General features: G+C 62.6%; 11 protein-coding genes. 9 read left to right on the forward strand and 2 right to left on the reverse strand.

Annotated features, from left to right (window positions below):
- Nucleotides 1–8: 8 nt before the first annotated feature.
- Both OKA04_RS01430 and OKA04_RS01435 read right to left on the reverse strand, forming a co-directional pair.
- A complete protein-coding gene (locus OKA04_RS01430; RefSeq protein ID WP_264499333.1) occupies nt 9–875 on the reverse strand; it encodes a hypothetical protein in 867 nt (288 codons plus the stop codon).
- Nucleotides 872–1,381, reverse strand: a complete 510-nt coding sequence (locus tag OKA04_RS01435) for a hypothetical protein (protein ID WP_264499334.1) — start codon at nt 1,379–1,381, stop codon at nt 872–874. Before OKA04_RS01435 ends, OKA04_RS01430 begins: the two co-directional genes overlap by 4 nt.
- Nucleotides 1,382–1,698: 317 nt before the next feature.
- On the opposite strand from OKA04_RS01435, the gene OKA04_RS01440 reads away from it, so the two are divergent.
- The 9 genes from OKA04_RS01440 to nuoL all read left to right on the forward strand — a co-directional run bounded on the left by OKA04_RS01440 (nt 1,699) and on the right by nuoL (nt 12,049).
- Nucleotides 1,699–2,361 carry a sigma-70 family RNA polymerase sigma factor gene (locus OKA04_RS01440; protein WP_264499335.1) on the forward strand — a complete coding sequence of 221 codons (663 nt, stop codon included), beginning with the start codon at nt 1,699–1,701 and terminating at the stop codon, nt 2,359–2,361.
- Nucleotides 2,348–4,987, forward strand: a complete 2,640-nt coding sequence (locus tag OKA04_RS01445) for an SUMF1/EgtB/PvdO family nonheme iron enzyme (RefSeq protein WP_264499336.1) — start codon at nt 2,348–2,350, stop codon at nt 4,985–4,987. Before OKA04_RS01440 ends, OKA04_RS01445 begins: the two co-directional genes overlap by 14 nt.
- Nucleotides 4,980–5,387, forward strand: coding sequence for an OsmC family protein (locus OKA04_RS01450; protein WP_264499337.1), 408 nt, complete (start codon nt 4,980–4,982; stop codon nt 5,385–5,387). The genes OKA04_RS01445 and OKA04_RS01450 overlap by 8 nt, the downstream gene beginning before the upstream one ends.
- 267 nt (nt 5,388–5,654) lie before the next feature.
- Nucleotides 5,655–7,412, forward strand: a complete 1,758-nt coding sequence (locus OKA04_RS01455) for an NADH-quinone oxidoreductase subunit G (protein ID WP_264499338.1) — start codon at nt 5,655–5,657, stop codon at nt 7,410–7,412.
- A gap of 12 nt (nt 7,413–7,424) precedes the next feature.
- Nucleotides 7,425–8,684 (forward strand): complex I subunit 1/NuoH family protein, encoded by a 1,260-nt coding sequence (locus OKA04_RS01460; RefSeq protein WP_264499339.1) that lies wholly within the window; start codon nt 7,425–7,427, stop codon nt 8,682–8,684.
- Nucleotides 8,685–8,695: 11 nt separating this feature from the next.
- Nucleotides 8,696–9,262: a NuoI/complex I 23 kDa subunit family protein gene (locus OKA04_RS01465; protein WP_264499340.1), complete on the forward strand. Its 567-nt coding sequence runs from the start codon at nt 8,696–8,698 to the stop codon at nt 9,260–9,262.
- Nucleotides 9,263–9,310: 48 nt separating this feature from the next.
- Nucleotides 9,311–9,868, forward strand: a complete 558-nt coding sequence (locus tag OKA04_RS01470) for an NADH-quinone oxidoreductase subunit J family protein (protein WP_264499341.1) — start codon at nt 9,311–9,313, stop codon at nt 9,866–9,868.
- A 3-nt stretch (nt 9,869–9,871) separates the two neighbouring features.
- Nucleotides 9,872–10,189: an NADH-quinone oxidoreductase subunit NuoK gene (gene nuoK / locus OKA04_RS01475; protein WP_264499342.1), complete on the forward strand. Its 318-nt coding sequence runs from the start codon at nt 9,872–9,874 to the stop codon at nt 10,187–10,189.
- A 39-nt stretch (nt 10,190–10,228) separates the two neighbouring features.
- Entirely contained in the window at nt 10,229–12,049 is a 1,821-nt protein-coding gene (gene nuoL / locus OKA04_RS01480) for an NADH-quinone oxidoreductase subunit L (RefSeq protein ID WP_264499343.1), read from the forward strand.
- The last annotated feature ends 1 nt before the right edge of the window (nt 12,050 follow it).

Raw genomic sequence — 12,050 nt, forward strand, 5'->3', positions numbered from 1 at the left:
TGTCTCGGCTAGGGCGACGCGGGTGCGGCGGGCGAGTGGATCAACAGGCACTCCTCCAGGAGCGGCTGGAGCTCCTCCAGAAGCGGCACTCCTTGGGCGAATTCCTGCTGATAACGGCGCTCGATCCGTTTGAGGGCGAATTCGAGGTCGGTCTTCGCGAGACCGGTCACTTCACCGCGGATCACGGCGACGAGCAGGCTGTATTGCCCGGCGCTGATGAGCGTGCGTCGTCCTTCTCCCAGCTCGAAGCCGAACATGTAGGCTCCGGAATCGTCCTGCACGCGCAGGGCCAGCTTCCGGGCGAACGAACCGACTTTCCGCGGGTGGGCGTGACGCACGGGATTCGAGCTCGCGTAGGAGATGAGCGAGAGCTTGTCCCGGTCCAACAGGTAGACCTCCTCGACGTGAAAGCGGCGGATCTTGTCCGAGACGATCTCGTCGTAGCTGCGACTGGTGAAAAGAGCCTGCAGGTGCCACAGGGTGCGGTGGCCGACTCCAGGCTGCTGGAATGGCCCGACCTGATGCTCGGCGAGGGCGCGGCGGAAGGTGGAGCGCAGCATCGCCTCCAGCGAGGCATCGTCATGAAACGATCCTCCGCCCATGACACCGGCGACGAGGGGTGCGATCGCCAGGCGCAGATCCTCGTCCGTGTAATCGGACGGTGGACTGGGCATGGGAGGCGTCACCGGGGCGGGTGGCGTTTCCACCGCGGAGAAGCGCGGTTGATTACCCAGCTCCGGCAGGGACATCCGGCGCGGGGGCTCCGGTGCTGGATTTCCCGGCAGTGGCAGATTTTGGACGGAAATGACGGGTCGCGCCGGGCGGCAGGCCAGCAGGTCGAGCGGGGCGGGCAGCGGTGGGATCGCGGCAGTCATGTCGCACCTCCCGGGTGGCCCGCTTGCAGGGCGGCGGCTTCGGCGATTGCCCGTGCGGCATTGGCCAGCTGCTGGAAGGACTCCTGCATGCGTACGTGCTCGGCACGGCCTCGGTCCGCAGTGTCCACCTTCGTGCTGACCCACGCCTTGGTCTTCTCAAGCTCGCCCTTCAGCTCTGAGATCAGATGATCCTCGCGCTGCTGGAGATAGTTGCGAAAGCCTTGGTTCCAGTGATCGAGCCAGCGGGTGAAGCGCTGCTCCAACTCCACCTGGGCCTCCAGGCCAGAGTCGGCACGATTGCGCGCAGCCGCCTGGATCTGGGTGGCGAGACGGTGGGTCTCCTCGACACGACGCGCCTTCTCGGCATCGATCTCGTCGCGCAGCGCGGCGAGCTTCTCGTCATGGCGCTTTTCGTAGGACGAGAGCCGGATCTCGAACACATCTCCCCCGGCCTCGGTCGGCATGGGGCGCAGGTTCGCTTCCAGGCGCTCGAGGCGTCGTTCCACGCATTCCATCTGACGACCCACGAGTATCTCGCGGATCCGTTCGACCTGGCGTGACGGATTGGTTTCGGGGGGATAGGGGGGCATTAGGGGTGGGGGAACTCGCTCCGTGGGGGGTGGTCCGGTGGGGTGAACCGGACTGGAGAAAGCTATAAACAGCAGCACCGAACCCTATGCCGCAAAAAGGCGCACTGTAAATGCCAAGATTGATCCTTAATCTCTCCGAACTATCGACCGGCGTGAATAAAATTCCCTACGGCCAAGCCAGCCCGCGAACTCCGTGAAAGACACCCTTGCCCCGGTGTGGTAAGGGGGAGCCGATGTCCGACCAAGAGTACGACAAGGAGCGCGACCAGGTGCTCGCAGCTGCCTACGAAAAGACCCGGAAGAGCCTCATCGCAAGGCTGGACAATTGGGAGGACCAGAAGACTTGGGACGAGTTCTACCAGACCTACTGGCGGCTGATCTACGCCGTGGCCATCAAGGCCGGCCTGCGCCCGGACGAGGCGCACGATTGCGTGCAGGAGACCGTCCTTTCCATCGCCAAGCAGAGCAAGAAGAAGCTCTACGACCCCGAGCAGGGCTCCTTCAAGACGTGGCTGATGAACATGACGCGCTGGCGGATCAACGACCAGTTCCGCAAGCGCAAGAAGGACACCGCCATGGCAGGCGGGGAGTGGGAAGACGACCGGAAAACCGCCGTCATCGACCGCTTCGAGGACCCGCGCGGCGACATGCTGGCGCGACTTTGGGACGTTGAATGGAAAAAGAACGTCGCCGACGCCGCTTTAGCCCGTGTGAAAGCGCAGGTGTCGCCCAAACAGTACCAGATCTTCGACTGCTACGTCGTCCGCCAGTGGGACGCGAAGAAAGTCCAGGACCACCTGAACGTCAGCATGGCGCAGGTGTATCTCGCGAAGCACCGCGTGGGTGCCGTCTTGAAAAAGGAACTCGCCCGACTGGAGGAGGATGCCGACGAATAGGCCGCGACCCGATCCGGTCATCCCGGACCATGAAGTCCTGCGGAAAGTCGGTGGCGGGGCGTATGGGGAAGTCTGGCTCGCCCGCGGCGTGACCGGTGCCCTGCGCGCTGTCAAGGTGGTGTGGCGCGAGGATTTCGAGGACGAGCGCAGCTTCGAGCGCGAGTTCGAGGGCATCCTGAAATTCGAGCCCATCTCCCGGGATCACCCGGGGCTGGTGAATATCCTCCACGTCGGCCGCAGCGTCGATGGCGTCTCCTTCTACTACTACGTGATGGAACTGGGGGATGACGTGCTCACCGGGCGCGAGATCAATCCCATCGAATACGAGGCCCGCACGCTGCGCAGCGATGTGAAGCGCGTGCCCGGCAAGCGCCTCGACACGGAATTCTGCATCGATGTGGGCGTCCGCCTGGCGGAGGCCCTGCGGCACCTGCATGACAATGGCTTGGCGCACCGCGACGTGAAGCCGGCGAACGTCATTTTCGTCGGCGGCAAGGCAAAGCTGGCGGACATCGGGCTCGTCGCCGCGCGCGGCCAGCGGACCTTCGTGGGCACCGAGGGCTTCGTCCCGCCGGAGGGTCCGGGATCGGCGCAGGCGGACGTCTATAGCCTCGGTAAGGTGCTCTACGAGATCGCCAGCGGCAAAGACCGCATGGACTTCCCGGAACTGCCGGACGACATGCCGCCAAAGCTGGAGCGGAAGCGTTGGCTCGCGCTGAACCAGATCGTCTGTGACGTCTGCGAGCCCCAGCTTTCAAAGCGAAAGGTTTCATCCGCGGGAGAGCTGGCCGATGTGCTGCGCCGGTTGCAGGAAGGGAAGCGCCGGAAGCGGCGTCGCCCGGTGGGTGCATTTTTCGCCACGGTTTTCACGGCTGCAGCCCTTGTCTTCGGCACGTGGGAGGCCTTCAAGGGCAGCCCGTGGATGAGCCTGCCGAACCAATTCGCGAATCTCCTGCCGATCAACGGATCAGGCGACGAGACCCCGGTGGAAAAGAAGCCGATCCCGGCGCTCATCAAGATCAACAGCCGTCCCGAGGGCGCCGTGGTGGTTGCCTCCGATGGCGAGGTACTGGGCACGACGCCGACCGACCTGCTCAATTCCTACGTCGGGGAGCAGGTCTCTTTCCGCCTGGACAAGGACGGCTACGGTTCCGTTCCGCTGGATGCGGTGGTGCCCGCCTCGGCTGCGGAGGAGCCGCTGTTGTTGGAAGCCGAGCTGAAGATCTTCTCCCCGCCGCAGCCGAACGAAAACTGGGTCGATCACCTCGGGCAACGCTACGGCCCGGTGGGAGAGGGGCACCAGAGCCGCCGGCCGGTGGGGAAGGACGAATGGGATCGCTATCTTGCTGAAAAGGAACGACCCGGCGATGTCGCCGAGTTTGTCGAAGTCGAGGAAGACGGTATCAAGCGCAAGATCGTCGTGACCAGCGAGGGTGAGGCGCAGGCATTCTGCTGGTGGCTGGCGGAAAGCGGCATCCGGGACGGTTTCCTCACCGTGAATCATCGCGCGCGTCAGTTGATGGACCTCACCTTTGCCAATACCGGCATGAGTGAGCGTGCCCGGAAGGAGAATTTCCGCCCCTTCCGCTGCCGGGTGGAGCCCATTCCCTACGCCTGGATCACCGTGACGACCGAGCCCTCCGGCGCGGAGGTCTTCCTGAAAACGGCGGAGAATTCCTACAACTACGTCATCGGCACGACCCGCGGGCCGCTCACGACGGATCCGCTGCGTCCCGGCGATCACGAGTTGCTGATCCTGCTGGAGGGCTACAAGCCGCTGTCCAAGAAGGTGACCCTCAAGGAAAACGAGCGGCTGGATCTTCACCTGAAGTTGGAACTGAACAACAGCGTGGTCATGGAGAAGCCTTGGGAAAACGGGCTCGGGATGAAATTCGTCCCCATGGGCACCGACCTGATGGCGTCCATCTGGGAGACCCGGGTGAAGGACTACGATGCTTTTGTCCGCGCGAAAAACCTGTCTGCCCCGGCCACGGATTTCCAGCAGGGGCCGGATCATCCCGTGGTCTTCGTTTCCCGCAAGGATGCCGAGGACTTCTGCGTCTGGCTGACGGAGGTGGAGCGGAAGCAGGAGCGACTGACCCAGGTGCACGAGTATCGCCTGCCCACCGACTACGAGTGGAGCATGATGGCGGAGCTGAAGGAGCAGCCCAACGTCTCTCCAGCCCGGCGCGACACGCAGCGGGCAAAGGTCTTCATGTGGGGTGCCGCGTGGCCGCCCGGGGCAGACGGAATGAAGGTCGCGAACCTGGCCGATGGCAGCGCCACCATCCTCGTCAGGAGCGAGCGGACCATCTCGGGATACATCGATGGCTTCGAGCGGACGGCGCCGGTCGGCTCTTTCCCTCCGAATTCTCTGGGGATCTACGACCTGTGCGGGAATGTCCACGAGTGGGTCTCGGACAATTACAGTCCGTCATCCTCCTCCGGCGTCCTGCGCGGCGGCGGGTGGAATACCTATCAGCCGCAGAATCTCTACATCGGCGCGCGGAATACCCAGCCGCCGGACTTTCGCGACAGCATCTACGGCTTCCGCGTCGTGCTTGCCAAAGTCCCGCCGATCCCGGAAACCACGCCTGCCGAAGAAGGCATCGAAACCGATGGTTGAAATCAAGATCGACTACCAGGGAGACCTGCACTGCTCCGCCCTCCACGTGCCCTCCGGCACCACGCTCGAGACCGACGCGCCGGTGGACAACAACGGCCGCGGCGAGTCCTTCTCTCCCACCGATCTCGTCGCCACCGGCCTCGGCGTCTGCATGGCCACGGTCATGGGCATCGTGGCAAAGCGGAAGGAGATCCCGCTGGAAGGTCTGAAGGTTGCCGTGCGCAAGCACATGTCCACCGACACGCCGCGCCGTATTTCCAAGCTGGAGGTCGATCTCGACATGCCGCTGCCGGCGGATCACCCCGAGCGGAAGATGCTGGAGAGCGCTGGTAACGGCTGTCCCGTCCACCACAGCCTGCACCCGGACATCGAGGTGGTGCTGAACTACCGCTGGCAGTGATTTGACCGGGCATCCCGGCTAACAGTTTTCGGAGCGGGGCTGGGGATTCTCCTGCTCCGTTTTGCTTTTCTGGAGGTTTCACAAAACGTCGCCGGACGATTTTGGCGGCTATTTTGACCGCAATCGGTCGGTGACGCGTTGGATTTGAGTCGATGCGTCCCAAAAAACTCCTGACTTTGTGAAATTTTTCACAAAGTGCGCTTGCCGCTCGCGAGGCGCTTTTTCATAGTCCGCGTCGCCCGGGGTTTCCCCATGCACTCCCTGCCCATGAGTGATCAAGCCGCCACTGCCGAAGCCAAGCTTCCGAAGGATCTCGCCGCCGAAAAAGGCCTGGTCAACGTGCAGATCGACGGGGTTTGGCTCCAGGTCCCGCGCGGCATGCGGATGATCGAGGCGTGCAAGCTGGCGAAGCAGGAAGTGCCGCACTACTGCTACCACCCGAAGCTTTCCGCTCCCGGCAACTGCCGCATGTGCCTCGTCCAGATGGGCATGCCACCGCGCCCGGCACCCGGCCAGGACCCCACCTATGATGCCGAGGGCTACCTGCCAATCGGCTGGATGCCCCGCCCGGTGATCGCCTGTGCGAACACGGTGACCGAGAACATGGGCATCCGCACCACGGGCGAACTGGTCGAGAAGTGCCGCGAGGGGGTGATGGAGTTCCTCCTCATCAATCACCCGCTGGATTGCCCGATCTGCGATCAGGCCGGCGAGTGCCGCCTGCAGGAGTTTTCCGTCGAACACGGCCGCGGCGAGTCGCGCTTCGTGGACATGAAGGTGAAGAAGCCGAAGAACGTGGACATCGGTCCGCGCGTCCGGCTCGATGACGAGCGCTGCATCATGTGCAGCCGCTGCATCCGCTTCATGGATGAGGTCGCGGACGATGCGGTGCTCGGCTTCACCCAGCGGGGCACCCACACCACGCTGACGGTCCATCCGGGCCGCAAGCTGGACTCGAATTACTCTCTCAATACCGTCGATATCTGCCCGGTCGGAGCGCTGACGTCGAATGACTTCCGCTTCCAGATGCGCGTCTGGTTCCTCAAGGAGACCAAGACCATCGACGTGAATTGCGGCACCGGTGCGAACATCGTCATCTGGACCCGCAGCAACAAGATCCACCGCATCACCCCGCGTCAGAATGACGACGTGAACTCGACGTGGATGCCGGATTCGCACCGCCTGAATTTCCACTACATCGACAGCGATGCGCGCCTCACCGAGCCGATGATCCGGGCAGGAGCGAAGCACCAGACGAACTCGTGGTTCCACTCGATCCAGACGGCAGCGGACGCGCTGAAGAAATTCCAGGGCGGCGAGATCGCGATCATCGCATCCGCTCGGATGACGAATGAGGAGCTCTTCCTCGTCCGCAATCTGGCCAGCGAGCTCGGCACCGGCCAATACACGACCGTCCCGCGCACTGGCGAGAGCGACGGCATCCTGATTTCCGAGGACCGCAACCCGAACACGACTGGCGCGAAGCTGGTGTGGCAGACTCCAGATCCGCACGGTGGTCTCTTCGCCATCCGCGAAGGCGTCCGCTCAGGCTCCATCAAGGCGCTGATCGTACTCGGCGAGGATCTTTTCGAGGCAGGCTTCACGAAGGACGATCTCGCGAAGGTCTCCTTCATCGTGTCCACCCAGCTCATCGCCGGTCCGACCGCGGAGGCCTGCGACGTGGTGCTGCCCGGTGCGGCATTTGCCGAGAAGCGCGGCTCCATGGTGAATGTCACCGGCCGTCTCCAGCGCCTCAATCGCGCCGTCGAACCCCTCGGCGATGCGAAGGACGACTGGGAAATCCTCCGCGACCTCACCCTCGCCATCCAAGGCACAAATCTGGCCAACGGCCCGGCGATGATTGAAAACGTCTTCAAGTCGATGGCCGAGGCCGTGACTGAATTCAACGGCCTGACCCTCTCGAAGATCGGCGATCTCGGCCTGCCCGTCACCGAAACCGGCGTGAAGATCCCGTTGCTCGAAAACGAGCGCGCACGCAAGGCCGCTGGCCTGATCAACGGCTAATCTCCCGCCTCCATGGACCTCGTCTCCCTGCTAGTCATTGTCGCCAAGGTCATCGGCCTGACCTTCATGGTCGTGCTGCCGCTGGTGCCGATCTCGGTTTATTTCGAGCGCCGGTTTTCCGCGATCATCCAGGACCGCGTCGGTCCGAACCGCGTCGGCGTGCCACTCACCCTGCTCGGTGCCAAGAAAGATTTCTCGTTCTTCGGTCTGATCCAGCCGATGGCAGACGGCGTGAAGCTCTTCTTGAAGGAGGACTTCACCCCGTCCCATGTCCGCAAGGCCTTCTACTGGCTGGCTCCCGCTCTGACGGTGGTGCCCGCGCTCGTCACCGTCTGCGTGGCCCCTTTCGGCGGTGACATCGTCGTGAACGGTGAGGCCCACAAGCTGGTCATCGCCGATCTTGATGTCGGCCCGCTGTTCATCTTCGCGATTTCCTCGCTGGCGGTCTATGGCATCACGCTCGCCGGCTGGTCCTCGAATTCGAAGTTCCCATTCATCGGCGGCGTGCGCTCCACGGCACAGATGATCTCCTACGAAATCGCGCTCGGCCTTTCGGTCGTGCCGGTGCTGCTCTACTACGGGGACCTCAATCTTTCCAACATCGTCGAGGAACAGTCGAAGAACGGCTGGCTCCTGCTCCCGCTGTGGGGCAACTCCGCCCCCTGGAACAACGGCGGCGACTACACCGCGTGGCTTTTCTGGATTCCGGCGATGATCGCCTTCGTGATCTTCACCACCTCGGTCTTCGCGGAGACGAACCGCATGCCCTTCGACCTTCCGGAGTGCGAAACCGAGCTCGTCGGGGGCTATCACACGGAATACTCTTCCATGAAGTTCGCCATGTTCTTCATGGGCGAATACGCCGCGATGGTCATCGGTTCGGCGATGGTCGTGACGCTCTTCCTCGGCGGCTGGTCGCTCGGTCCTTTCTTCGACAATTGGGCTGCCAGCCTCGAGATCGGCTCGGTGAAGATCGGAGGCTTGTTGAACATGGCCGTCTTCATGGCCAAGGTAGTCGCCTTCATCCTCTTCTTCATCCTCGTCCGCTGGACGGTGCCGCGTTTCCGCTATGACCAGCTCATGCGCCTCGGCTGGGTGATCTTCTTCGAAGCCGCGCTCATCAATGTCTTCCTCGCTGCGCTGGTCATCGCCGCGCCGCAATTCGGCCCTGCCGCCAGCATCGGCGGGCTGGTCGTCCTCGCCCTCGTCACCGGCGCCCTCGTCTGGTGCCTGAAGGTGTCCGAGAAAAAGTCCGCCCCGGTTTCCATCTAACTTTCCCACCCATGGCCGTCGTCAAAGTCACACGTCCGAAACTGAACGCGGGGGAGAAAATCTACCTCGGCGCGGTCATCAAGGGCTTCTTCATCACGATGAAGCACGCCGTCGATTCGCTGCGGGGCAAGTCCCGCGGCGCGAAGGACATGGAGTCCTCCGGACTCGGCGTGACCATGCAGTATCCAGAGCAGAAGTGGGACGAGCACCTGCCCGAGCATTACCGTGGCGCGCCCGCTCTGGTGACCGACGAGCAAGGCCGCGAACGCTGCGTTTCCTGCCAGCTTTGCGAATTCATCTGCCCGCCGAAGGCCATCAAGATCACCCCGAGCGAAATCCCGTCCGATGACCCTTGGGCGAAGGTCGAGAAGCGCCCGCTGGAATTCGACATCGACATGATCCGCTGCATCTACTGCGGCATGTGCGAGGAGGTCTGCCCGGAGCAGGCAATCTTCCTCCGCAAGGACTACGCGATCACCGGCCTGAAGCGCGCCGACATGGTGCACGACAAGGAGAAGCTCTACGAGATCGGCGGCAAGCGCGTCGGCCTCGTCAACAAGTGGAACGAGCTGAAGTAACCAACCGGCCAGTCCTCATTGGCCAACCGGCCCCAACTCTTCCCTTCCATGCCCGTTTACTTATTCTGGTTCTTCGCGCTCGTCATGCTGTTCGGCGGCGTGGCGGTTGTCGCGCTGCGGAATCCCGTCGCATCCGCCTTGTCGATGGTGGCCTCATTCGTCGGCCTTTCCGGTCTTTTCATCGGCCTGAATGCCTTCTTCGTCGGGATCATCCAGATCCTCGTCTATGCGGGCGCGATCATGGTGCTGTTCATCTTCATCATCATGCTCCTCGACCTGAAGACCGAGGAGAAGCGTGCGCCGAAGCTCGCACCGCTGCTTGGCGGGCTCGGCATCGTGCTGGCCTTCACCATTCAGCTCATCGGCATCCTCTCGAAGTCTCCGAACATCAAGGCCGAGCCGCTCGATCTCGCCGCCGGTGCCGCCTACTACGCCGAGCGTAGCCCGGGCATCTCCACCAAGCTCGCCGAGGGCCACCTGCCCGACGTGAACCTGATCGGCGAGACCCTCTTCCGCGGCTACAACCTGCCGCTCCAGATCGTCGGTGTGCTGCTGCTCGTTTCCACCGTCGGCGTCGTCGTCCTTTCCAAGCGCCAAACCACCTGAGCCATGGCTTCCCTGCACGATTACCTGCTCGTCTCCGGGCTGCTCTTCGCCATCGGCCTCGCCGGCGTGGTGCTCCGCCGGAACATCATCGTGGTCTTCATGTGCCTGGAGCTGATGCTCAGTGCCGCGAACTTGACCCTGGTGGCCTTCTCGCGCTTCAAGGGCTTGAACGGTCTGCCCGACTACAACGGACAAATGCTGGTCTTCTTCGTGATCACCGTGGCCGCCGCCGAGGTCGCCGTCGGCCTCGCGATCATCGTAGCCCTCTACCGCTCGCGGCAGACGATCAATACGGAAGACCTCACCAGCATGCGTGGCTAAGCCCGCGGCCTGCGCACCCATCGCCAACTTTTCCCGAACATGCTGCCCTGGCTCCTCCTGTTCCTCCCGCTGATCGCCGCCGCGGCGAACCAGCTCTTCCTCAAGCGGAATGCCTACGTCGCCTCGACGGTGTCGGTCATCTCCGTGGCCGTGACCTTCGGCATCTCGGTGATGCTGCTGCTCAGCAACGTCCAGGCACCCGAGCCCATCAAATGGATCTCCGTCGGTAGTTTCCACGTGGAGGTGGGCATCACCTTGGACCAGTTGTCCAAGGGCATGATGATCGTGGTCACAGGCATCGGCCTGCTGGTCCACATCTTCTCGCTGGCTTACATGGCCGACGACAGCGCGAAGGCACGCTTCTTCACCTGCCTCTCGCTCTTCATGTTTTCGATGACCGGCATCGTCCTGGCGTCGAATTTCATCATGACCTTCATGTTCTGGGAGCTGGTCGGCCTCAGCTCCTACCTGCTGATCGGCCACTGGTATCAGAAGGAATCCGCTGCCGATGCCGCGAAGAAGGCCTTCATCGTCAACAGGGTGGGGGACTTCGGCTTCATGATCGGCATTCTGATGCTCTGGGGCATCACTGGTCACCTCGGCTTTGTCGGGATGAAGGAATGGGCCGCTGGCGGTGGTCTCGCCACGGTTTCCACCGGTGTTCTCGGTGCCGCTCTCTTGTGTGTTTTCTGCGGAGCCATGGGCAAGTCCGCCCAGATGCCGCTTCACGTCTGGCTGCCGGATGCGATGGAAGGCCCGACCCCCGTGTCCGCCCTCATCCACGCCGCGACCATGGTGGCAGCCGGTGTCTACATGCTCTTCCGCGTGCAGCTCTCTATCGGAGCGGAAGCGTTCAACAACTTCTCCGGCGACACCATCGCCTGGATCGGCGGCATCACCTCGCTGTGCGCCGCGCTGATGGCCACGCAGCAGAATGACATCAAGAAGATCCTGGCCTACTCCACGCTCTCGCAGCTCGGTTACATGGTCATGGCCGTGGGTCTCATGGTCGGCGAGGCTGGCATGTTCCATCTCTTCACGCACGCTTGGTTCAAGGCTCTACTCTTCCTCGGCTCCGGCGCGATCATCTACGCCTGCCACCATGAGCAGGACATCTGGAAGATGGGTGGCCTTCTCAAGAAGATGCCGATCACCGGTTTCACCTTCCTGATTGGTACCGCGGCGCTGATCGCCGTTCCGTTCGTCACTTCCGGTTTCTGGTCAAAGGAAGAAATTCTTGCGGCCGCCTACGGTGGGAACAAGTGGCTCTTCGGGATCGCCGTTTTCGTCGCATTCCTCACGACCTTTTACATGACCCGCGCTTTCGTGGTGACCTTCCTCGGGAAGACCCGCTCGGATAATGCAAGCCATGCTCACGAGGTCGGACCTCTGATGTTTGTCCCGCTCCTGCTGCTTGCGGGATTGGCGCTGGGTGCTGGTTCTGAATTAGTATCCAACGCGTTGGGTGCTTACCGCCCGATCCACGAGCATGGCCATGCCGAGGGACACGGTCTCATTCTCGGTGCGTCCATCGGCACTCTGATCCTTGGTCTTCTCGCGGGCTTCACGCTCTACAACGGCAAGGACAAGGACCCGGTCTCCATCCCGTTCTTCCGGGACCGCCTGAAGATCGACGCCTTCTACGACAATGTCGTGGTGCGCTACTTCCAGGATGCCTTCGCGGCCATCGTCCACTTCTTCGACGAGTTCCTGATCAATGGCCTGATCGTCGGCGGCACCAGCCGTCTGGCCGAGAGCTTTGGCGGCCTCTTCCGCCGCGTCCAGTCGGGCAATCTCCAGGGCTACGCGTTCGCCTTCGGCATCGGCGTCATCCTCGTCATCTATTTCACCGCGTTCTGAG

Origin of the sequence: Luteolibacter flavescens (assembly GCF_025950085.1) — a bacterium.
Taxonomy (GTDB): domain Bacteria; phylum Verrucomicrobiota; class Verrucomicrobiia; order Verrucomicrobiales; family Akkermansiaceae; genus Haloferula; species Haloferula flavescens.